16 protein-coding genes are annotated in these 23,269 nt (G+C 68.9%); 4 read left to right on the forward strand and 12 right to left on the reverse strand.

The annotated features are described in order from the left end of the window. Positions 1 to 28: 28 nt before the first annotated feature. The 11 genes from nirD to urtA all read right to left on the reverse strand — a co-directional run bounded on the left by nirD (position 29) and on the right by urtA (position 14,813). Positions 29 to 370 (reverse strand): nitrite reductase small subunit NirD, encoded by a 342-nt coding sequence (gene nirD / locus DBV35_RS07420; RefSeq protein ID WP_108660606.1) that lies wholly within the window; start codon positions 368 to 370, stop codon positions 29 to 31. After that, on the reverse strand, positions 370 to 2,814 hold the full coding sequence (gene nirB / locus DBV35_RS07425) for a nitrite reductase large subunit NirB (protein ID WP_108659539.1): 2,445 nt from the start codon (positions 2,812 to 2,814) through the stop codon (positions 370 to 372). Before nirB ends, nirD begins: the two co-directional genes overlap by 1 nt. Positions 2,815 to 3,088: 274 nt before the next feature. Next, positions 3,089 to 5,674: an HWE histidine kinase domain-containing protein gene (locus DBV35_RS07430; RefSeq protein WP_108659540.1), complete on the reverse strand. Its 2,586-nt coding sequence runs from the start codon at positions 5,672 to 5,674 to the stop codon at positions 3,089 to 3,091. After that, the gene (locus DBV35_RS07435) at positions 5,674 to 6,273 is read right to left on the reverse strand and encodes a biliverdin-producing heme oxygenase (protein WP_108659541.1); all 600 of its coding nucleotides are present in this window, start codon (positions 6,271 to 6,273) and stop codon (positions 5,674 to 5,676) included. Before DBV35_RS07435 ends, DBV35_RS07430 begins: the two co-directional genes overlap by 1 nt. Positions 6,274 to 6,577: 304 nt before the next feature. Beyond that, positions 6,578 to 7,684: an ATP-dependent DNA helicase gene (locus DBV35_RS07440; protein WP_108659542.1), complete on the reverse strand. Its 1,107-nt coding sequence runs from the start codon at positions 7,682 to 7,684 to the stop codon at positions 6,578 to 6,580. A 112-nt stretch (positions 7,685 to 7,796) separates the two neighbouring features. Next, on the reverse strand, positions 7,797 to 8,501 hold the full coding sequence (locus tag DBV35_RS07445; protein ID WP_108659543.1) for an SDR family oxidoreductase: 705 nt from the start codon (positions 8,499 to 8,501) through the stop codon (positions 7,797 to 7,799). Between the two features lie 324 nt (positions 8,502 to 8,825). Then, positions 8,826 to 9,521: an urea ABC transporter ATP-binding subunit UrtE gene (urtE, locus tag DBV35_RS07450; protein WP_108660607.1), complete on the reverse strand. Its 696-nt coding sequence runs from the start codon at positions 9,519 to 9,521 to the stop codon at positions 8,826 to 8,828. An 8-nt stretch (positions 9,522 to 9,529) separates the two neighbouring features. Beyond that, complete coding sequence (gene urtD / locus DBV35_RS07455) at positions 9,530 to 10,270, reverse strand: urea ABC transporter ATP-binding protein UrtD (protein ID WP_108659544.1); 741 nt, start codon at positions 10,268 to 10,270, stop codon at positions 9,530 to 9,532. After that, positions 10,270 to 11,493 (reverse strand): urea ABC transporter permease subunit UrtC, encoded by a 1,224-nt coding sequence (gene urtC / locus DBV35_RS07460; RefSeq protein ID WP_211099938.1) that lies wholly within the window; start codon positions 11,491 to 11,493, stop codon positions 10,270 to 10,272. The genes urtD and urtC overlap by 1 nt, the downstream gene beginning before the upstream one ends. Further along, positions 11,493 to 13,460, reverse strand: a complete 1,968-nt coding sequence (gene urtB, locus DBV35_RS07465) for an urea ABC transporter permease subunit UrtB (protein WP_108659546.1) — start codon at positions 13,458 to 13,460, stop codon at positions 11,493 to 11,495. Before urtB ends, urtC begins: the two co-directional genes overlap by 1 nt. Before the next feature lie 57 nt (positions 13,461 to 13,517). Beyond that, positions 13,518 to 14,813 carry an urea ABC transporter substrate-binding protein gene (urtA, locus tag DBV35_RS07470; protein WP_170134886.1) on the reverse strand — a complete coding sequence of 432 codons (1,296 nt, stop codon included), beginning with the start codon at positions 14,811 to 14,813 and terminating at the stop codon, positions 13,518 to 13,520. Positions 14,814 to 15,048: 235 nt separating this feature from the next. Between urtA and DBV35_RS07475 the strand changes: the two genes are divergently transcribed. The 4 genes from DBV35_RS07475 (at position 15,049) to DBV35_RS07490 (ending at position 21,845) form a co-directional block, all read left to right on the forward strand. Then, positions 15,049 to 16,317: a metallophosphoesterase family protein gene (locus tag DBV35_RS07475; RefSeq protein WP_170134887.1), complete on the forward strand. Its 1,269-nt coding sequence runs from the start codon at positions 15,049 to 15,051 to the stop codon at positions 16,315 to 16,317. After that, a complete protein-coding gene (locus DBV35_RS07480; RefSeq protein WP_108659548.1) occupies positions 16,317 to 19,727 on the forward strand; it encodes an AAA family ATPase in 3,411 nt (1,136 codons plus the stop codon). The genes DBV35_RS07475 and DBV35_RS07480 overlap by 1 nt, the downstream gene beginning before the upstream one ends. Before the next feature lie 186 nt (positions 19,728 to 19,913). Further along, complete coding sequence (locus tag DBV35_RS07485; protein WP_108659549.1) at positions 19,914 to 21,083, forward strand: Ppx/GppA phosphatase family protein; 1,170 nt, start codon at positions 19,914 to 19,916, stop codon at positions 21,081 to 21,083. Positions 21,084 to 21,086: 3 nt separating this feature from the next. Beyond that, a complete protein-coding gene (locus DBV35_RS07490) occupies positions 21,087 to 21,845 on the forward strand; it encodes an RlmE family RNA methyltransferase (RefSeq protein WP_108659550.1) in 759 nt (252 codons plus the stop codon). Here DBV35_RS07490 and DBV35_RS07495 read toward each other — a convergent pair. Continuing rightward, on the reverse strand, positions 21,803 to 23,224 hold the full coding sequence (locus DBV35_RS07495; protein WP_281262220.1) for an MFS transporter: 1,422 nt from the start codon (positions 23,222 to 23,224) through the stop codon (positions 21,803 to 21,805). The two genes, DBV35_RS07490 and DBV35_RS07495, sit on opposite strands and share 43 nt — an antisense overlap. Positions 23,225 to 23,269: the final 45 nt, after the last annotated feature.

Genomic DNA, 23,269 nt, shown 5'->3' on the forward strand with positions numbered 1-23,269 from the left:
CTTCAGCGATTGGCGTGGGAGGGAGGAGTCAGGCGTTCGCCCGGAGGGCGAGGTGGATCGTCCGCCCGTCGAGGCGGACATCGAATGTGCGGATGGCGCCGTCGTCGGCGCCCTGGGCGCGGCCGTCACGCAGCGAGATCACCCAGTTGTGGAGCGGGCAGGTGACGCACCCGTCGTGGACGATCCCCTGTGAGAGGGGGCCGCCGCGATGGGGGCAGCGGTCCTCCACCGCGAAGATCTCGTCGTTCGCGGTGCGGAACACGGCGACGGTCGTCTCGCCGAGTTCCACGCAGCGGGCGCCCTGGGGCGGGATGTCGTCGATGGTGCCGACGACGGCATAGGCGGCGCGGTTCAGGGTGATCGCGTTCATCATGCGAGCTCCGGCTGGAGGATGGCGAGCGGCTTGAACTCGTGCTTGTCCTTGCCGGAGACGCGCTCCGACCACGGATCGGTCTGGGCGAAGGCCTGGGAGTGGACGAAGCGGTCATAATATTCGCGCCGCTTCTCTGTGTTCTCGAGGATCTGGCGGCGGACCTCGTCGTAGCCGACGCGCTTGGCCCACTTGTAGATCCGCTCCAGATAGAAGCCCTGCTCGCGGTACATCTGGATGAGGGCGGCGATCACCTCGATCGTCTCCGCCTCGTCCTTCACGAGGCCGAGCACTTCCGTCCCCTTGATGTCGAGACCGGCGGCGCCGGCGAAGTGGACCTCGTAGCCGCTGTCGACGCACACGACGCCGACATCCTTGCAGGTGGCCTCGGCGCAGTTGCGCGGGCAGCCGGAGACGGCGAGCTTCACCTTGGCCGGTGTCCAGGAGCCCCACAGGAAGCGTTCGAGCTTCACGCCGAGGCCGGTGGAGTCCTGCGTGCCGAAGCGGCACCATTGCGAGCCGACGCAGGTCTTCACCGTGCGCAGCCCCTTGGCGTAGGCGTGGCCCGAGACGAACCCGGCCTTGCCGAGATCCTCCCACACCGCCGGCAGGTCTTCCTTGCGGATGCCCAACATGTCGATGCGCTGGCCGCCGGTGACCTTCACGGTCGGAATCGCGAACTTGTCGACGACGTCCGCGATCGCGCGCAGCTCCTGCGAGGAGGTGAGGCCGCCCCACATCCGCGGGACCACCGAATAGGTGCCGTCCTTCTGGATGTTGGCGTGGACCCGCTCGTTGATGAAGCGCGACTGGGAATCGTCCTCATATTCGCCCGGCCAGTCGGCGACGAGATAGTAGTTGAGCGCGGGCCGGCACTTCGCGCAGCCGCCCGAGGTCTTCCATTCGAGCTCCTGCATCACGGCCGGGATCGACTTCAGCCCCTTCGCCTTGATGAGGCGGCGCACGTCGGCGTGGCCGAACGCGGTGCAGCCGCACATTGCCTTGACGGCGTTGGCGTTGAAGGCGTCGCCGAGCGTTGCGGACATGAGGTTCTCGACGAGCCCGGTGCACGAGCCGCACGAGGCGGACGCCTTGGTGTGGGCGCGCACATCGTCGAGGTTCGCGAGCCCCTTCTCCTTGATGGTGCCGACGATCTTGCCCTTGCAGACGCCGTTGCAGCCGCAGATCTCCGCGTCGTCGGGCAGCGCCGCGACGGCGGCGACCGGGTCGAAGGCGCCCCCGCCCTGGTGCGCCTGGCCGAAGACAAGCGTGTCGCGCATCTGCGAGATGTCCGTTCCCTTCTTCAGGAGATCGTTGAACCAGGCCCCGTCCTTCGTCTCGCCATAGAGGACGGCGCCGATGATCCGCTCGTTCTGGAGGACGAGGCGCTTGTAGATGCCGCGCGTCGCGTCGCGCAGGACAATCTCCTCGCGCCCCTCGCCGTCGGCGAAGTCGCCGACCGAGTAGAGGTCGACGCCCGTCACCTTCAGCTTGGTCGGGGTGTCGGCGTGGATGAAGGCCTTCGTGCCGTCGGTGAGGCGGTCGGCTGCGACGCGGGCCATGTCATAGAGCGGGGCGACGAGGCCGTAGACGCGCCCGCCGACCTCGGCGCATTCGCCGATGGAGAAGATCGAAGGGTCTGAGGTGCGCATGCCCTCGTCGACGACGATGCCGCGAGCGACCTCCAGCCCCGCCTCCTTGGCGAGCGCGGTGCTCGGGCGGATGCCGACGGCCATCACCACCAGCGAGGCGTCGAGGACGGTGCCGTCCTTCAGCTCCACGCCCGTGACGTGGGTGTCGCCGAGGATGGCCTTCGTGTCGGCGCCGCAGCGGATCTCGATGCCGCGCTCGGCGAGCGTCTTTTCGAGGAGGTAGCCGGCGGCGGGGTCGAGCTGGCGCTCCATCAGCGTTGGCATCAGGTGGAGGACGGTGACCTCCATGCCGCGCGCCTTGAGGCCGGCCGCGGCCTCGAGGCCGAGGAGGCCGCCGCCGATGACGACCGCGCGCCCGCCCTTCTCAGCCGCCGCCAGCATCGCGTCGACATCGTCGAGGTCGCGATAGGCGCTGACGCCGGCAAGATCGTGGCCGGGGACCGGGATGATGAAGGGGGAGGAACCCGTCGCGATGACGAGCGCGTCATAGGAGGCGCTCACGCCCTTGTCGGACGTGACGGTCTTCGCGGCGCGGTCGATTTCGGTGACGCGGTGACCCTTGTGGAGGGTCACATTGTGGCGGGCGTACCAGTCATCGTCATGGATGACGATCGCCTCGTACGTCTTCTCGCCGGAGAGGACCGGCGAGAGCATGATCCGGTCATAGTTGACCCGCGGTTCGGCGTTGAAGATCGTCACGTCGAACGCGCCCGGCGCCGCCTCGAACAGATGCTCCAGCATCCGCCCGGGGGCCATTCCGTTTCCAACGATGACAAGCTTGGTCGTTGCCATGGGCACGCGCTCCTGGGGTTGTTGGAAAACACCGGAGCGCGAATACGGCACCGCGCTCCGAAAGGCTGAGAAGCCAGAACGGAGTGAGCAGCGCCGTTGCTGCATGCCCTCGAAGGGCAATGTCGGGAGACCGCTACATTGCGGACGCTAGATGATTAGCGGTGAATCAGCCTGCATCAAAGCTCAAAATTTGTTCAGGCTGAACGAATTTCAGGCTGTTCTTCAGGCAGGCGGCGGGTTGCTTGGGGAACACTGGACTCCGCCGGTTGGACGCTTATGAATCCCCGTCGGCCGCCTGTTTGCGCTGCAATGCAGCAGCGAGCGCGGCGACGACGTCTTCGGCGACATAGGGCTTCTTGATCGCCCGCGTGCCCGGCGCGACGTTCGCCGGAAGCTCGATCGTCTCGCCATAGCCCGTCACGAAGATGTAGGGGATGCCCTTCGCGTTCAGCGGGGCGACGAGCGAGAAGCTCGTCTCGCGGCCGAGATTGACGTCGAGCATCGCGACATCGATCGTCTCGTTCGAGACGATGCGGTGCGCGTCGGTGAGGCTCATGGCGGTGAAGACGCCGGCGAGACCCTTCTCGAGGAGAAGCTGCTCGGCGTCGAGCGCCATGATCATGTTGTCCTCCACGAGGAGGGCGGTGAGGCCGACGAGCGCGTGCGGCGGCGCGACCTGTTCGACACGCCGCTCCTGCGCCACCGGCTCGCTCTTGCTCTCCAGCGAGAAGATGCGCGGCGGAAGGACGAAGTTCGCCTCCAGCCCCTGGAGGCGCCAGTTGAGCGTCGCCTCTCCGCCGAGCTCGTGCGGGATCGAGCGCTCGATGATCGTGGAGCCGAACCCGCGCCGCTGCGGCGGCTGCACCGACGGGCCGCCGCTCTCGCGCCAGTCGATCGAGCAGCAGCCATTGTCGTCGATGCGCCAGTTGACGCTGACCGACCCGCGCGAATCGGACAGCGCGCCGTATTTGGCCGAGTTCGTCACCATCTCGTGGAAGACGAGGGCGAGGGTGGAGAAGGCCTGCGCGTCGACGAGGATCGGCGGGCCCTCGGTATGGATGCGCGTCGCCTTGTCGCCGACATAGGCCTCCGCCTCGGTCTCGATGAGGTGGGAGAGGTCCTGCGCGGCGTAGCTGTGGTCGGTGATCTGGTCGTGGGCGCGGGCGAGCGCCTGGATGCGCCCGGCGATGATGCCGGCGAAATCGTCGATCGAGGTGGCGCTGCCGCGGCTCTGCAGCATGATCGCGCGCACGAGGCCGAGGATGTTCCGGACGCGGTGGTTCAGCTCCGCGATCAGCAATTCCTGCCGCTGCGAGGCCTCGGTCTGGACGCGTTCATTCTCCTCCTTGAAGCGCAGCAGCACTTCGAGGATCGCGACGCGCAGCGCCTCGGCGGACTTCTTCTCGAGCGTGCTCCAGGCCGCGCTCTTGCCACGCACCGTCTCCTGCCACGCCTCGAAGCTCTTGCGCGGGGTGAGGCGGGGGCCGTTCGGGCCGTAGATCGCCTCCTTGTGCTTCGGATCGCCCGCCCAGGTCACGGTCTGGACGATCTCGCGGCGGAAGAACATCAGATAGTCGCGCGGGGAGCGGGAGATCGGGATCGCGAGGAGGCCGGTCACGCGGTCGGCGAAATCGGCGGCGTTCGGATAGACGCTCGCAAGCTCCTCCGTCGCGTAGACGCGGCTCGCGGTCGCCCGGTTGAGGAAGCGCGCGAGGGCCGGAATGTCGTCCGGGAAAGGGCAGATCCCGACCGTGCGCGCCTTTCCGCCGGCCCACACGGCGAAGCCGTCGGCCGGGATCATGTCGCGGAAATCGGATGCGAACTCGATGAGATCGTCGAGCTTCGGCGTGGAGGAGACGAGGCGGCCGAGCACCTTGTCGTGGATGTTGCGGGCGGCCTCCTCGCTTTCGCGCATCTGCTTGGAGAGGCGTCCCTCGATAACGAGGGCGATGATCTGGCCGAAGAGCTCCAGCGTCGAGCGCAGCTCCATCGACGTGCGGCGCGGGGCGTAGTGGTGGAGCGCGAAGAGGCCCCAGAGCTGCCCGCCGATCACGATGGAGATCGAGAAGGAGGCGCCGACCCCCATGTTGGTCAGATATTCGATGTGGATCGGCGACACGGCGCGCGTGACCGAGAGGGAGAGGTCGAGCGTCGTCCCGTCCGGATCGACGCCGGGGATGATCGGCACCGTCGGGTCGCCGACATCGGCGATGATGCGGGTCGGGTTCTTGATGTAGAGGCGGCGGGCCTGGCTCGGAATGTCGGTCGCCGGATAGTTGAGGCCGAGGAAGGATTCGATGTCCCGCCGCGCCGCCTCCGCGAGCACCGCGCCGGATCCGTCGGGGGCGAAGCGGTAGAGCATCACGCGGTCGAAGCCGGTGACGGCGCGCAGCTGCCGGACCGCCTCGTTGTAGAGCGAGGCAAGGTCGGCGCACCGCTCGATCCGGCGGATCATGCTCTTGATGAGGGTGCCCGAATTGTTGACCGAGGTGTGGACCGGCTCGGCCTCGATCACGATCGTGCGGTTGGAGATGTGGACCGCGATGTCGAAGCGGGCGCCGGTGCCGGCAAGGTCCACGCCGAAGATCCGCTCCGACCCGTCGCCGGGGGCGAGGCCCTGCAGGCGGTCGCGCACCTCGTGGATCGCGACCGTCGAGATCACCTCCGAGATCGGCAGGCCGAGGCACTCTTCGGGTGCGATGCCGGTGATGTCGGCGATGTTGGCCGAGACGTGCTGGACCATCCAGTCCATGGAGACGGCGATGAGATAGCCGAAGGACTGGATGCGGCCGAGGAGGTGGATCGGTTCACGATCGCAGTTCGTCAGATCGACGGGGAAATTCTCTGGCGTGTCGTTCATCAGATTGCCGTGGCCGCCCGCGCTGCGGTCGAGCCGAAATAGTCGAAGGTTTTGCGGGCCGTGTCGAGGACGCGGGCGACATCGTCGTCCTCGAGCCTCGCCGAGACCGCGTTGAAGGCGGCGAAGACCGGGCCGGGCGCGGCGGCGGCCGTCAGATAGGTGAGGGCGATCGCCTCCTCGCGCGCGGCGCGTCTTGCCGCGAGCGGGCGCACGAGCACCCGCGCCCCGAGGCGAGACCCGTCGAGCACGTAGAGGATGCCGGCGGCGGCCGCGAGGTCCGCGGTCTCGCCCTCGAACGGGTGCGGCGCGGGAAGGGCGGGGATCTCCATCGCCGCGAGGTCGGCCGCGAGCGCGTCGGTGAAGACGGGCCTGTCAGCAGCGATGTCGGCCGGGATCGCGGGCACGATCCAGGCCTCCAGCGCCGCGTGGCAGGCGTGGTTCATGCGCAGGAAGGCGCGATAGGTGGCGAGCGCCGGCTCGTCGATCATGGTCTCGAAATGGCGGTCGAGCGCGTCGTGCGCGGCGGTCGTCGCCTCGCGCAGAAGGCCCCTGAGGTCGGCGGGCTGGAGCGGGGTCTTGACGAGATCGGAGTGGTGCAACGGAGCGGCCCTGGTCAATTCTGCGGCGTGGTCGGCGGGCGGCGCGGCCCGGGAGGCGGACAATGCGGCGCCTCGACTGGTGATGAGGTCGGTTCGGGTCTCAAATCGGTTCGGTCCGCCTCAAACAGGGTTTGCGAGCATCGCCACTCGCGACGGGGCTTCTCCCACGGCTTCGCACGTAGCTAAGGCGGGCCGCCCCTTCGGCAAGCGTCCACACCATTCTTAGCAAGAGGGGAGGCCCCTCCGAAACAATCTCGTTTAGCGTGTCGCGCGATTTTTGTGCGACCGCGTCGCACCCCGTGCTCTAGCCCGCGACGACCGTGATCCGCTCGGCCGCCCGCGTGATCGCGGTGTAGAGGTGGCGGGCGCGATCGTCGCGAAAGGCGAACGACTCGTCGAAGAGGCACACATTGTCCCACTGCGAGCCCTGCGCCTTATGCACGGTAAGCGCATAACCGTAATCGAACTGGTCGTAGTCGCTGCGCTCGAAGACGGGGATCTCGTTCGCCCGGCCCTCGAAGGGGAGGCGGTGGGCGTTGACGGCGATGCGCACGTCCTTCGCATCGGTGTCGGCCGAGCGCACGTGGAGCTTGATGCCGGAGCGCAGCTCCCGCTTCACCGCGTGGACCGACCAGAGGCTCCCATTATAGAGCCCCTTCGCGTGCCGGTTGCGCAGGCACACGAGCCGGTCCCCGACCTCCGGCATTGGGTTGGTGAAGCCGAGGATCTCGCGCATGCGGGCGTTGAAGCGGGTGCGCGTGCGGTTGAGGCCGACGAGGATCTGGTCGGCCGTGCGCGCCTCCTCGCCGTCGAAATCGCGGCGCGGGACGACCTTGCTCTCCCCATAGGTGCCGTGGGTGAGGCCGCGCCCCTCCCTGACGTCCATCGAGAGGCGGATGATCGGGTTCTCGGCGGCCTGACGGTGGATCTCGGTCAGCATCACGTCCGGCTCGCCGGAGGTGAAATAGGCCGTGCCCTGGACCGGCGGGAGCTGGGCCGGATCGCCGAGCACCAGGATGCGCGCGCCGAAGGAGAGGAGGTCGCGCGCGAGCTCCTCGCCCACCATCGACACCTCGTCGATGATGACGAGCGCGGCCCCGCGCACCGGGCTCTCATTGTTGAGGACGAAGCTCGTGATCCCGTCCTCGTCGCGCGCGCTGTAGATGAGGGCGTGGAGCGTCGTCGCCCCGACGCAGCCCATCGCGCGCATGACCTGCGCCGCCTTGCCGGTGAAGGCGCCGTAGAGGACGCGGCCGGAGACGCTCTCGGCGAAGCGGCGGGCGAGGAAGGTCTTGCCGACGCCGGCATAGCCCGCGAGGTAGAACCACTGGCGCGCGTCCGGATCCTTCAGCCAGCGGTCCACCGCCTTGAGGGCGGCGTCCTGCTCGGCGGAGAGTTCGGGACGGGCCATTCTGTCGTGCTTCCTCGGCGATGACGGGCGGCGGCGGGGCGTCCACCGTCGGACCAAAAGGTGTACATCGGGTGGACGCGGGGCTGAACCCCCGCCCGCCCCAGGGATAGGTTCAGACCGAGCGCGTGAGGCCGCCGTCGATGCGCAGATTCTGCCCCGTCATGTAGGCGGCCGCGTCCGAGGCGAGATACGAGACGAGCGCGCTCACCTCGTCGGTCGTGCCATACCGGCCCATCGGGATGCGGGCGCGGCGGTCCTCCTTCTCCGGCAGGCTGTCGATGAAGCCGGGGAGGATGTTGTTCATGCGCACATTCTCGGCCGCATATTTGTCGGCGAAGAGCTTGGTGAAGGCGGCGAGCCCGGCCCGGAAGACGCCCGAGGTCGGAAAGAGCGGGTCCGGCTCGAAGACGGCGAAGGTCGAGATGTTGATGATCGCGCCCGCGCGCTGCGCCGCCATCAGGGGCGCGACGAGCCGCGTCGCCCGCACGACGTTGAGGAGATAATAGTCGAGCCCCTTGTGCCAGTCCTCGTCGGGGATCGCGAGGAGGTCGCCCTTCGGCCCGTGCCCGGCCGAGTTGACGAGGACGTCGATCCGTCCCCACCGGTCCATCGCCGCGTCCACGAGGCGCTGCAGGTCGGCCGTCTCGAGGTTGGAGCCGGTGATGCCGACCCCCCCGAGCTCGCCCGCGAGCGCCTCGCCCTTGCCGGAGGAGGAGAGTATCGCGACCCCGAACCCGTCCGCCGCGAGCCGCCGCGCCGCGCCCGCGCCCATCCCGCTGCCGCCCGCGCTCACCAGCGCCACCTTGGTCTCGGCCATGTCCCCGCTCCTTCACCTGGTCCGGGCGTGGGGTAGCAGGGAGGGGGCCGGCGGGAAAGTCTCGGCGGCGGCGCGGCCGCGGGGGGCCATGCCTTGCCGCTCCCGCCGAGGCGCGAGTGTCGCCCGGCGAGGGTCGAGCCTCAACCCCCGCTGGCGCTCTTCGGGGTTGACCCTCGACCCTCGCCGGGCGAGCGCGGTGCCAGTCGGCTCCGGGGGAAGGTCGGGCTTCGTCTCTCCAAGGGAAGGGTGAAGGGCGGCCGTGGGGCGGGCGTGCTTTTGCCGGGCCGCCTTGCGGGCGGCCTGGTGGGGTGAGGGCGGGGCGGGTTAGACCGAGACCGATTCGAGGAGAGTCTCCTCGCTGATCGTCGACTTGTCGCCGGTCAGCGTCACCGCGCCGCGCTCCAGAACCACGAACTCGTCGGCGAGGTCGTAGGCGAAGCTGAAATATTGCTCGACGAGGATGATCGCCATCGTCCCCTGGTCGCGCAGATATTTGATGACCTCGCCGATCTGCTTGATGATGTTCGGCTGGATGCCCTCGGTCGGCTCGTCCATCAGGAGGAGCTTCGGCTTGGTGATGAGGGCGCGGGCGATCGCGAGCTGCTGCTGCTGGCCGCCCGAGAGGTCGCCGCCGCGCCGCTGCAGCATCTGCTTCAGGACCGGGAAGAGTTCGTAGATCTCGTCCGGGATCCTGTGCTCCCTGCCCGGAAGGCAGGCATAGGCGGTCTCCATGTTCTCCTTGACCGTGAGGAGGGGGAAGACGTCGCGCCCCTGCGGCACCACCGCGACGCCCTTGTGGGCGAGGATGTGGGGCGGCGGCGTGCCGATCTCCTCGCCGTCCAGCATATAGGTGCCGGAGGAGCGGTGATGCGTCCCGGCGATGGTCTTGAGGAGGCTCGTCTTGCCGACCCCGTTGGTGCCCATCACGCAGGTGACCTTGCCGACCTCCGCGTTGATCGCGACGTCGTAGAGGATTTGCGACTGCCCATAATGCAGGCAGACATCGTGCATCGAGAGCATCGGCATGGTCAGCGTCCCAGATAGACTTCGATCACGCGCGGATCGTTGGTGACGTGGTCGAGCGAGCCTTCGGCGAGCACCGACCCCTCGTGGAGCACGGTGACGCGGCAGTCGAGCTGGCGCACGAAATCCATGTCGTGCTCGACGACGATGACGGCGCGCGTGGTCGCCGCCTCGCGCAGGATCTCGGTCGTGTGGCGCCGCTCGGCGACCGTCATGCCCGCCGCCGGCTCGTCGACGAGGAGGAGGCGGGGGTCCTGGGCGAGCAGCATCCCGATCTCGAGCCATTGCTTCTGGCCGTGCGAGAGCTCGCCGGACTTGCGGGCGAGCTGGTCGGACAGGTTGATCTCCTTGGCAAGGGCATGGACGCGGTCGACGTCATCCTCGCTGCGGCGATAGAGGAGGGTCGTGATCGGGTCGCGATCCTTCTTCAGCGCCATGATGAGGTTGTCGAAGACGCTCTGGTCCTCGAACACGGTCGGGCGCTGGAACTTGCGGCCGATCCCGAGCCGGGCGATCTGCGCCTCGGATTTTCGCAGGAGCGAGATGTTGTTCTCGCCCCAGGTGACCTTGCCCGAATTTGGCCGCGTCTTGCCGGTGACGATGTCCATGAAGGTCGTCTTGCCGGCGCCGTTCGGGCCGATGATGGCGCGCAGCTCCCCCTCCTCGATCTCGAAGGAGAGATTGTTGATCGCCTTGAAGCCGTCGAAGGAGACCGAGACGGCGGAGACTTCGAGGAGCGCGCTCATCAATCGACACTTCCTGTGCTGGCCTCGGCCGCGACGACCGGTTTGGGCTTGGCCTTCGCCTTGGCGGGGCGCCGCTTGAACACGTCGAAGATCCCGGCGATGCCGCGCGGGGCGTAGACGGTGACGATGACGAAGGAGAGGCCGAGGAGGACCTGCCACCAGTCGACCCACTGGATCGTGTAGAAGCCGAGATTGATGTCGGGCGCGCGTCCGCCGGTGAACCAGGTGGACAGGAGCGAGACGAAGGCCGCGCCGATCACCGCCCCGTAGAGCCGCCCACGCCCGCCGATCGCGACCCAGACCGCGAGATAGATCGAGGCGATCGGGGCCATTTCGGCCGGGTTGATGATGCCGGCCTGCGGATAATAGAGGGCGCCCGCGACGCCCGCGATCACCGCCGTCAGGGTGAAGACGAAGAGCTTGTAGTGCTCGACCGAGTAGCCGAGGAAGCGCACGCGCGCCTCGTCGTCCCGGATGCCGCGGATGATGGAGCCGAATTTGCCCGACACGAGCCAGGCCGCGAGCACGTAGCCGAGGCCGAGCGCCACCGCCGAGGCGACGAAGAAATAGATCGAGATCTCCGCCTGCGGCACGTTCTCCGCGCCCGGAATGATCTGCAGGCCGGAGAGGCCGTTATTGCCGCGCAGGCCGTTCTCGTTCTGGAAGAGGTAGAGCGAGAGGGCGAGGGTGAGCGCCTGGGTGAGGATCGAGAGATAGACGCCCGTGACGCGGCTGCGGAAGGCGAGCCAGCCGAAGACGAGCGCGAGGACGCCCGGCACCAGCACCACGAGGAGGAGCTGGATCGGCAGGCTCCAGGCGAACATCCAGATGGCCGGGATGTCGCTGCCGCCGACGACGCCGAAGATCTGCGTGCCGATGGCGTCCTGGATCTCCTGCGGGGTCGGGGGGAGGGCGGCGCCGGCCGCGGCCTCCACCACGATCGCCTCGGTGCGGGCGTACATCAGCCACATGCCGATCATGTAGCCGCCGAGCCCGAAGAAGGCGAAATGGCCGAGCGAGAGGATGCCCGTGTAGCCCCAGATGAGGTCCATCGCGATGGCGACGAGGCACAGGCACAGCGTCATGCCGAGCGTCTTCACGAGGCTCGTCGACAGGAAGCCGCCGCTCACCTCGGAGAAGGAGACGACCGTCACCGTGAAGATCGCGAGGAGGCTCAGGACCACGATGACGTGCGGCTGATAGATGACGGAACGCGTGCGCATCATGCCTCCGCGGCGCGGCCTTTGAGGGCGACGATCCCTCGGGGCCGGAACTGGATGAAGATGATGATGAAGACGATCATGTAGGTCTGCGCCGCCAGCGTGTTGGACGGGTTGAACCACTCGATCCCCTTCTGGAGGAAGCCGATCAGCGTGGCGCCCGCGAGCGTGCCCCACACATTGCCGACGCCGCCGACGACGACCGTCATGAAGCTCTGGACGATGTAGGCCTGGCCGATCTCGGAGGTGACCTGCGCGAAGAGGCCGATGGCGACGCCCGCGATCCCGGCGATGCCGGAGCCGAGGCCGAAGGTGAGCATGTTCACGCGCTCGCGGTCGATGCCCATCGAGGAGGCCATGCGCGGGTTCTGCCGCACCGCGCGCACTTCGAGCCCGAGCCGCGTCCGGTTGAGGACGAAGAGCAGGAGCAGGAAGAAGACGACCGCGAGGACGAAGATCGCGATGCGGATATAGGAGATCGCGACGACGTCGTTGAAGACGAGGGCGCCGTCGAGCCAGCCGGGGGCGGTCAGCGGGCGGGCCTGGGTGCCGAAGATGTTCTTGGCGAGCTGCTGGAGGGCGATCGACACGCCGAAGGTGGCGAGCAGCGTCTCGAGCGGCCGATGATAGAGCCAGCGGATGACGAGGCGCTCCAGGAGGACGCCGGCCGCGAAGGTGATGATGAAGGCGAGCGGCAGGGCGACGACGATCGAGAGCGTACGGTCCGGCACGAATTGCTGGACGACGTAGCCCGTATAGGCGCCCATCATGATGAACTCGCCGTGCGCCATGTTGATGACGCCCATCACGCCGAAGGTGATGGCGAGGCCGATCGCGGCGAGGAAGTAGATCGAGGCGAGGCTCAGCGCGTCGAGCGCGAGGTCGGCGAACTCGTTGAGGTGGACGCGGAAATTGATCGCGCCGATCGTCCCGAGGACGGCCTCGGTGACGGCCGGGTTCTCGGCATAGACGTCGTAGAAATTGAACTCGTCGACGAGGGCGGTCCGCTCCGCCTCGGTGAGGGCGGGGGAGACGGCGCCGTCGGCGGCGAGCTTGACGTAGGCCGCGTCGCGCGCCTCGCGCGTGTTGAGGGTCGTGATCGGGATGCCCGCGACCGAACCGTCCGCGATGTTGGCGGTCAGGGCGGCATCCTTCGCCGCCGCGTTGATCGTCTTCGGGGCGAGGTTCTCGCCGACGAGGAAATCGTAGGCCGCGTCGTAGCTGAATTCGTCGCTGCCGGGGCTGAGCTCGCGCGCGACGTTCGCGTCCTCGAGCTCTTCGCGCGAGGCTTTGCGGGTCGTCGACAGGAGCGGGTTCAGCGTGGCGCGCGCCTCGACGCTGAGATCGCCGGCGAGGCTCTCGATGGCGCTGACGCGCGTCGCGATGTCCTCGTCGAAGCGGATGGTGAGGAGGCGTTCGAGGCGCGTCATCGTCGCCTTGATGCCGGGCTCGGCCTCCTCCTGAAGCGCTTCGCGCAGGATGGGGAGCTGGTCGGCAGAGGGATTGCGCGAGATCGCGTCGAGGCTCGCGCGGCGGGCCGCCGGGTCCGGGTTGGTGAGCTGGAACTGGACGAGGGCGCTGTTGATGAGGCCCTGGATGCCGCTGTTCGGCTTGATCTGGTCGACGTCGCGGCGGCCTGCGGTGCCGAGCTCCTCGTCCGTCACCACATGGCGCAGGACGTAGGTGTCACGGTCCGCGCCGGGGGCAACGAGGAAGAAGCGCCCGTCCGATTTCCTGCGCCAGAGCTCGCGGTCGCGCCAGCGCGTGAGGACGGTCTCGGCCCCTGGCAGGTCGCTGTCGCGCAGGGCCTCGATCGCCGGCTCGATCGTGCGGCGGGAGCTTTTGTCGATGAGCTCGGAATTCTGGAGAAGGAGCTCCTCGATCGGCGTCGGGGCGGGCTGAGCGATGGCGCTGGCCGTGGCGAGGCAGACGAGAAGTCCGGCGAGGAGCAGTCGAAACGGGCGAAGCATTCGATGATAACGGAGGGGTTTTGAGGCCCCTCCGTTCCCTGCGTTAGTGGGCGGGGATTAGTAGTTCGACTTGATCTGAACGCAGGTCTTGGTTTCGGTGTTGTACATGCCGCACTTCAGGTCCTTCCAGTCCGAAGTGAGGACAGCGGATTCCGGCAGGAAGTCCGTCCAGGCATCGCCATCGACCTCTTCGGTCTCGCTGATGATGTCGAACTGACCGTCGGCCTGGATCTCGCCGATGAGGACCGGCTTCGACAGGTGATGGTTCGGGAGCATCTTGGCGGTGCCGCCCGTGAGGTTCGGGAACTCCTGGCCGATCATCGCGTCGGAGACGGCGTCGACGTCGGTCGTGCCGGCCTGCTCGACGGCCTGGACCCACATGTTGAAGCCGATATAGTGGGCTTCCATCGGGTCGTTGGTCACGCGGTTCTCGCCCATGCGCGCCTTCCACGCGGCGACGAACTCCTCGTTCGCCGGGGTGTCGGCGGACTGGAAGTAGTTCCACGCGGCGAGGTGGCCGACGAGGTTGGAGGTGTCGAGGCCGGAGAGCTCTTCCTCACCCACCGAGAAGGCGACGACGGGGATGTCGTCGGCGGAGACGCCCGAGGCCGCGAGCTCCTTGTAGAAGCCGACATTCGCGTCGCCGTTGATGGTGGAGATCACGCCGACCTTCTTGCCGTCGGCGCCGAGCGCGACGACGTCGGAGACGATCTTCGACCAGTCGGAGTGACCGAACGGGGTGTAGTTGACGAAGATGTCCTCGGCGGCGATGCCCTTGTCCTTCAGGTACTGCTCGAGGATCTTGTTCGTCGTGCGCGGGTAGACATAGTCCGTGCCGAGGAGGGCGAACTTCTCAACGCCGAGCTCGTCGAGGAAATAGTCGACCGCCGGGATCGCCTGCTGGTTCGGCGCGGCGCCGGTGTAGAAGACGTTCTTGGAGCTTTCCTCGCCCTCATACTGCACCGGGTAGAAGAGGAGGCCGTTCAGCTCCTCGATCACCGGGAGCACCGACTTGCGGCTCACCGACGTCCAGTTGCCGAAGATCACGTCCACGTCGTGCACGGTGAGGAGCTCGCGCGCCTTTTCGGCGAAGAGCGGCCAGTCGGACGCGGGGTCGACGACGACCGCCTCGAGCTGGCAGCCGAGGAGACCGCCCTTCTCGTTCTGCTGATCGATGAGCATCAGCATGGTGTCCTTCAGAGTGGTCTCCGAGATCGCCATGGTGCCGGAAAGGGAGTGCAGGATGCCGACCTTGATGGGGCATGCCTGTTGGGCGGCGGCCGGGCTCGCGAAGCCGATCGCGGCAGCGCCGGCCGTGATCATAAGGGCGCCGAGGGTTTTCTTTTGATGCATTGTCCTCTCCTCTACAGAGTGCGTCGTGACGCCGAGCAACTCGGGGGAGGCCATGCAATTCGATTGCCAAGTTGCGGTCATGCCCGCCTCAAAGTTGTCAAGTTTGAGACACGTCGGCGACAAATCCACGTTTGAAACAATCGGTTTCTTGCGTGGATCTTTTGCATAAAAATCAAGGGTTTCCGGACGCGACCGAATAATGGAAGGTGTCGCGCTTCCATTCGTGCGAACTGCGATGCCCTTTCGATTCATTCATACTGGCGACCTGCACCTCGACAGCCCGCTGACCGGGCTCGGCGCCCACGAAGGCGCCGACGCGCAGAAGGCGAAGCGCGTCGCCGGCGCCGCCCGCGCCGCCTTCGTCGACCTCGTGGACGAGGCGATCCGGCGCGAAGTCGACGCCTTCCTCATCGCCGGCGATCTGTGGGACGGGGACTGGCGCGACCTCTCCGCCGGCCTCTTCGTGCAGGGCGAGATCGCCCGGCTCGGCCGCGCGGGGATCATGAGCTTCGCGATCCTCGGCAACCACGACGCGCAGAGCCAGGTGACGGACCGGATCCGCAATCTCGACGGGCTTCACATTTTTGCGAGCGACCGGGCGACCTCCGTCGAATGCGGCGAGGCGGTGATCCACGGCCAGAGCTTCGCGACGCCCGCCGTCCACGACAACCTCGCCGCGCGCTATCCGGAGGCGGTGCCGGGGCGGATCAATATCGGCCTCCTCCACACCGCGCTCGACGGCTCGCTCGGCCACGGCAACTACGCCCCGTGCACGCTCGCCGACCTCTCCGCCCGCCAATATGATTATTGGGCGCTCGGACACGTCCACACGCGCCAGATCCTCCAGCGCAATGGGCGGGCGGACGGGGGTTGGGCGGCCTTCTGCGGCGTCCTCCAGGGGCGGCACGCGCGCGAGACGGGGCAGAAGGGCGCCTGGTACGGGGTGATCGATGCCGACGGGGTGCGCCTAGAGGCGGTCGACCTTCACCATGTCGGCTGGTTCCTCGCCGAGGCCGATGTCACCGAGGCCGACGCCGAGGAGGCGATGCGCGCGGCGATCGAGGCGGCGGTCGCGGGCGCGCCGGCGGCCTGCGATGTCGTCGTCCTGCGCGTGCGCGTCACCGGCCGCACGGCGCAGCATTTCCGCCTCGCGAACAGCCTGCGCAGCCTCGATGGGGATGCGCGCTTCATCGCGAGCGCCGTCGATGCGCGGCGCGTCATGATCGAGGAGGTCGTGCTCGCGACGACCCCGCCCGAGGATGGGGGGATGGCGCGGCTGCCGCAGCATTTCGAGGCGATGCTCGCGCGGGCGGCGGCCGATCCCGCGGTCGCGGCGGCGGCGGCGGAGGCGGTGACGGAGGTTCTCTCGCTTCTGCCCGGCCCGGTGCGGCGCCAGCTCCTGGAGCGCAATCCCGACCTTCTTCCCTTTGACGCGACGGGCGACCTCTCCGGCCTTCTCGCGGAGGCGGCGCGCCGCACGGCCGCGCGGATCGCGGGCTCCTGATGCGCATCGCCTCGATCCGCCTCAGCCGCTACGGCCAGTTCGAGGAGGCGGACTTCGCCTTCGCGAAGACCGGCCCGGCCGATCTCCACCTCGTCGTCGGCCCGAACGAGGCCGGCAAGACGACGCTGAAGCACGCCCTCGTGGATTTCCTCTTCGGCGTGCCATCGCGGAGCCCGCCCTACGCCTTCCGCTACGACCGCCGGCAGATCCTGCTGGAGGCGGGGCTGGAGCGCGCGGGCCGCGCCTTCTCGCTCCAGCGCACGACCGGGCGGGCGAGCCTCTCGCCGGTGGAGGAGGGGGCAGTCCTCGCCGAGGCGCTCGGCGACATGGACCGGGACATTTATCTGAGGACGCAGGCCTTCTCCCATCACGAGATGCGCGTCGATTCCGATGCGCTCCACACTTCGAAGGGCGACCTGCGCGACCTCCTGATGCGCGATGCGGGCGGCCTCGCCCACGCCGTCTCCGCCCTCGACGCGCTGGAGAAGGAAGCGGGCAATCTCTTCGACCGGCGCAAGAACCGGTCGAGCGAATATATGAAGCTCGAGAAGGCCTGGCAGGAGGCGCAGGCGCGCTACGACGCGCACGAATTGTCGGCCGTGAAACACGCGGATCTGCGCCGCAATCTGAGCGACGCCGAGACGCGCCTCCACACCCTCAGACGCGATGAGAAGGAGGCGGAGATCGCCCTCGACCGGCTCGCGCGGCTGATCGAGCTATCGCCGCGCGTCGCCCGTGCCGAGGCGCTGAAGGACGCGCTCGCCGACGACGGCGTCCCGCGTCTCGCGCCGAACGCTGTGGAGCGGCTGCGCGCGGCAGAGGACGAGCCGACGCTGCGCGAACAGCTGCGCCAGGCCGAGGCGCGGCGCGGGGCGATCGACGAGGCGCTGGCGGCGCTCGTGCCGGACGAGGCGGTGCTGACGCTCGCCCCGGAGATCGAGGCGGTCGAGGCGCGGTCGATCCGCCTTTCCGCAGCCGAGGAGGAGCGGGGCCGCATGGTGAGCGCGGAGGAGGGGGCGCTCGCCGCCGCCGCGCGGACGGCGCGCGGGCTCGGCCTCGCGGTTGGCACGGGGGATGCGGCGGCGCTGACGGCCGCGCTCGTCCCGTCGATTGCGCGCGCGGCGCTGCGCCGCCACCTCGCCTCGCGCGACGGGCTCGAACGCGCCGTCGTCCATGCACGCGAGTTGCTGGAGTCCGGCGTGGTCGAACTGCCCGAGGAGCAGGGGCAGCCCGACGAGGCGGTCGAGGCGGCGCTTGCCCAGGCGCGCGCGCTCGGCGAGATCCGCACGCGCTGGGCGAACGAGGTCAGCGCGTGCCGCGACGCGCGCACCGCTTCGGCCGCAGCGGACGAGGCGGCGGCCGGCGATCCCGCGACCGACGCGGCCCCGCCTCCGGTCGAGGACGGGCGCGCCGCCGAGAAGCGCATCGTAGACGCCGAGAACGGGCTGGAGCGGCAGGAGGAGCGCGTTGCCGTGAGCGCGGAGGATGTGGCGCGCGCCCGCGAGATCCTGACCGCCAAACGCCAGGCGGACCTGCCGACCGAAGAGCGCCTCGCCGCGCTCCGCGCGGCCCGCGATGCGCTGTGGGGCGAGATTCGCGCGGGTCGTCCGGCCGAGACGGCGGGCGACGAGTATGAGGCGCGCGTCGGGGCGGCCGATCGCGCGTCCGACGACCGCTTCGCCCACGCCGAGGCGCTGACCGACGAAAAGCGCGCCGCGACCGCGCTCGCCGAGGCGGAGGCGCTGCACGCGTCGCGCGTCGAGCGGCGGGACCAGTTGCGGGCCGCGCGTGACGAGGCGCGGCGCGTCTGGCAGGCGCGGCTCGAGGAGGCGGGGCTCGCGCGGGTGCCGGCGGACTACGCCGCGTGGTTCGCGCGGCGCAAGGCGCAGCGGGACGCGGCGGCGGCGCTCGATGAGGCGCAGGGGCGGCTCCAGCGCCTCCGCGCCCGGTTCGTGCAGGTGCTGGAGGCCGCCGAGGCGGCGCTCGGGCGGCCGCCCTCCGGTGCGTCGGACGGGGCCGACCTCGTGCCCGCCATCGAGGACGCGATCACCCTCCTGGAGGCGCGGCAGGACGCCCTCCGTTCCGCGAATGCCGAGGCGAAGGCCGCGCGCGACGCCTACGAGAAGGCCGAGCGCGACCGGCCCGCGCGCGAGAAGGCGCTCGCCAAGGCGGAATCCGATCTTGCCGCGTGGACGGCCCTGTGGCGGCGCGATCTCGCCGCCGCGGGGATCGACGCCGACATCGACGCCGAACGGCTCGACGCCCTCTTCGAGGGGATGGAGGCGATCGAGGACGCGCTTGACGAGGCCGGCCGCGCCGCCGCCCGCGTCAGGGACACGGACCGCGATCTCGCGGCCTTCGGCGCCGAGACGCAGCGCCTCGCCGGGCTCCTCGGCGAGGCGGAGGTCGGGGGACCGCGGATCCTGGCCCGCCGCCTTGTGGAGCGCCTGCGCCGGGCCGAGCAGGACGCCGCGCGCCGGGCCGAGCGGCATCGCGAGCGTGAGACGGCAGAGAGGGCGGTCCGCGCCGCCGCCGAAGCGCACGAGAGCGTGCGGGCCGCGATCCTCGCCGATCTCGACGCCGCGGGCCTCCCGGCGGACGCCCCGCTTGCTGCCCTCCAGCAGGCCGCCCGCGCCTCGGACGAGCGCCACCAGATGGAGACGAGCCTCGCCGAGATCCTCGCGGAGATCGCGGCGAAGGGATTCGCGTGGGACGAGATCGTCGCCGCGCTCGCCGATGAGAGCGAGGCCGACCGCAGCGCCTCACGCGCTGCGCTCGCCGACCGCCTCGCCGCGCTGAAGGCGGACATTGCGGAGGCGGGGGTCGCGGTCGGCTCCGCGCGCGAGCGCCTCCACCGCGCCGAGGCCGACAGCGCGAGCGGCACCGCCGCCGAGGCCGCCTTCGAGCGCAACACGATCGCGATCGCGATGGCCGATGTCGCCGCCGAGGCGATCGCCCGCCGCCTGGAGGTCGCGGTGCTGCGCGCCGCGCGCGACGCCTTCGCCGCCGAGAATCAATCACCGGTCCTGGAGCGCGCCGCCGAGAATTTCACCCTTTTCACCGGCGGCGCCTACGACAGGCTCGTGATCGATGACGGGCCGGACGGCGGCTTCCTGCGCGCCCATCGCCCGGCCGATGATCAACTTGTGGACGTGACGCAGATGTCGGCCGGAACGCGCGACCAGCTCGTCGTCGCCGTGCGCCTCGCGGCGGCTGTGGATTGTGCGCTGCCTTTCCTCGCCGACGACCTGTTCGTGAACGCCGACGAGACCCGCACCGCGGCTGGTTTCCGCCTTCTCGCCGGGCTCGCTGAGGGGCGGCAGGTCATCTATTTCACCCACCATTCGCACGTCGCCGACGTCGCCAGGGCGGCGCTCGGGGAGAACCTCTCGATCGTGCGTATGAGCTGACCGCAGCGAGGGTCCTCAACCGGGACCTAACGTTGTCCATTTGTAATTGGCGTAGATCTTGTTAGTCTTTCGGAACGAAGGCGGCGAACAAGTTCGTCGTGGCTAACCGGTTGATGGTCTTGGGAGGTAAGGGCCGATAACCGGCGGCGCGACCAGCACTATTTTGGTTCCGAGAGGTGCAGGGAAATGAGTGTCCGCGGCGATGGGAAGGAGTGTGAGACCGGCGCGCAGCCGTTCAAGCGCGAGGCCTCGCCAAAGTGCTCGCACCGCACCCACAGCCGGACCTATTCGCGCCCGCGTACCGCCTTCGCCACCCGCCGCTACGCCGCGCTCGACCTCGGCACCAACAATTGCCGCCTGTTGATCGCCGAATCACGCGGATCGGGATTCCGCGTGGTCGACGGCTTCTCGCGCATCGTCCGCCTCGGCGAGCGCCTCTCGCGCGACGGGGTCCTGTCGGACGAGGCGATGGGGCGGGCCATCGATGCGCTTAAAATTTGTGCAACGAAGCTCTCCGCCGCCGGTGTCTCCCGCTCGCGACTGATCGCGACGGAGGCATGTCGTGCCGCCACCAACTGCGGCGACTTCACCGGCCGCGTTGCAACCGAGACCGGGCTCGACCTCGAGATCGTCGACCGTGAGACCGAGGCGCGCCTCGCCGTCGCCGGCTGCTCCCCCCTCGTCGATGACGGGGCGGAGGGCGTGCTTCTCTTCGATATCGGCGGCGGCTCGTCGGAGATCGTCTGGCTCGACCTCACGAGCCGCTACCACCTGGAGGGCACGGCCCTCGTGCGCTGCATCCGGGCGTGGACCTCGCTCCCCGTCGGCGTCGTGACGCTCGCCGAGCGGCATGGCGGGACGGAGGTCGATGCCGGCGTCTTCGCCGCGATGGTGGACGACGTGTCGGCGATGCTCGCCAAGATCGACCAGCGCGGCGTCCTCTCCGAGGCCGTCGCCCGCGGCAAGGTCCATCTTCTGGGCACCTCCGGCACGGTGACGACGCTCGCGGGAGTCTTCCTCGGCCTCAAGCGCTATGACCGGCGTCAGGTGGACGGCACCTGGCTCGAACAGCGCGAGGTCGACACGCTGATTGCGCAACTCCTCGGAATGGGCTTTGAAGAGCGCGTTGCGAACCCTTGCATCGGCGCCGACCGCGCGGATCTGGTGCTCGCCGGATGCGCCATATTGGAAGCGATCCGCCGCCGCTGGCCCTGCCAGCGCCTGCGCGTCGCCGACCGTGGCCTGCGCGAAGGAATGTTGATGGAGCTCATCGAAGACGACCGGCTCGCGATTCAGCGCAGCCGTCGCATGCGCTTTGCCGAGGCGAGTGCCGCCCCCGCGCCGTCGCTCGTCTGACCCATGCCCAAAGGCAAGCAGGGTGGTGGCCGCGCCGGCAGCTCCGGCGGCGGGTCGGGTGGTTCCAAGAAGTCTGCGCTCGGCGGCGGTGATCGCGGCCTGACGAAGCGCGTGAAGACCGCGAAGGGCCGCAAGCTCTCCTCCACGCTCTGGATCGAGCGCCAGCTCAACGATCCCTATGTGCGAAAGGCCAGAGCCGAGGGCTACCGCTCCCGCGCGGCCTACAAGCTGATCGAGATCGATGAGCGCTATCCCTTCCTGAAGCGAGGCCAGACCGTCGTCGATCTCGGCGCGGCGCCGGGCGGGTGGAGCCAGGTCGCGGCGCAGCGGATCGGTGCGACGGAGGCCGCGCCCGTCGTCGCGATCGACATCCTGCCGATGGACCCGCTCGACGGGGTCACGATCCTCACCCAGGATTTCGCCGCGGACGACGCGCCGGCGGCGCTGCTTGAAGCGCTCGGCGGACGGCGGCCCAACGTGGTGCTGAGCGACCTTGCGCCCGGCACGACCGGCCACCGCGCGACCGACCATCTGCGGATCGTCCACCTTGTGGAACTCGCCCACGAGTTCGCGCGCGAGACGCTGGCGCCCGGCGGCACCTTCCTCGCCAAGGTGTTCCAGGGCGGGACGGAGGGCTCGATCCTCGCGGCGCTGCGCAAGGACTTCACCACCGTGCGGCACGTGAAGCCGCCGGCCTCCCGCTCCCAGTCGCCCGAGACCTACGTGCTCGCGACCGGCTTCCGCGGCGCCAGCGGCGGCTGAGAGCGGTTCGCCATCTCCTCGCCCGCATCGGGCGGGAGGCGGAGATAGAAGACGATCGCGACCAGCGAGAAGGCCGTCACCGTGAGGAAGGCGGCCATGAAGTCGCTGAGGAGCAGCACATGGTCGGCGCGGAAGGCGCGCTGCATCTCAACGACGCCCGCCGCCACCGCGACGCCTGTCGCGAGCGAGATCTGCTGGCCGACGCTGTAGAGGCTCGTCGCAAGGCTCATGCGCGCCGGCTCCACCTCGGCATAGGCGAGCGAGTTGAGGCAGGTGAACTGGAGCGAGCGGAAGAAGCCGCCCGCGAGGAGCACCGACACGATCAGGATCGCCGGCGGGTTGAAGGTGAAGAGCGCCATGCCGAGGATCGCCGCCGACGAGATCACCCCGTTCCACAGGAGCGTCGTGCGGAAGCCGAAGCGGTGGACGATCGGCAGCGCCGTCATCTTCATGAGGAGGGCGCCGATCGAGGAGAAGAAGACGTAGGTCCCCGCCTCGAACGCGTTCATGCCGAGCCCGAGCTGGAGCGTCAGCGGCAGGAGGAAGGGGATCGAGCCGATCCCGATGCGGAAGAAGAAGCCGCCGACCGTGCTCGTGAAGAAGGTCGGCAGGCGGAAGAGGGAGAGGTCGAGGAGGGGCGTCGGCGTCTTCGCCGCGTGACGCAGATAGAGGAGGAGCGAGAGCGCCCCCGTCACCACCATCGCGATCGCGACCGGCAGCGGCAGCATGTTCTGGCCGAGGACGGAGAGGCCGAAGACGAGGCCTGACAGGCCGACGCCGGAGAGGATGAAGCCGACCGCGTCGAGCGGGCGCCGTACCTCGCTCTTCACCCCGTCGATGAAGAGGCTGACGAGGAGGATGCCGACGAGCCCCACCGGCACGTTGATCCAGAAGATCCAGCGCCAGTCGAAATAGGTGGAGATGAAGCCGCCGACGGGCGGGCCGAGGATCGGGCCGATCAGCGCCGGGACGGTGAGCCAAGCCATCGCGCTCAAAAGCTCGTTCTTCGGCGTCGAGCGCAGGAGGACGAGGCGACCGACCGGGGTCATCATCGCCCCGCCCGCGCCCTGCACGATCCGCGCGAGCACGAACTGGGGCAGCGAATCGGCCATCGAGCACAGGATGGAGCCGAGGATGAAGACGCCGATCGCGGCGCGGAAGACCACGCGGGCACCGAATCGGTCGGCGGCCCAGCCGGAGATCGGGATGAAGGTCGCGAGGCTGAGGAGATAGGAGGTCAGCGCGAGCTTCAGCCGGATCGGGTCGGTCCCGATGTCGGCGGCGATCGTCGGCAGGGCGGTCGCGATGATGGTCGAATCGAGGTTTTCCATGAACAGCGCCGAAGCGATGATCAGGGCGGTCGTTTGCGGACGAGTCACGACGCCTCACTGGCAGTATTTGTGGCCGCCTCTCGGCGGAATCGG

The sequence above is a fragment of the Acuticoccus kandeliae genome, assembly GCF_003073115.1.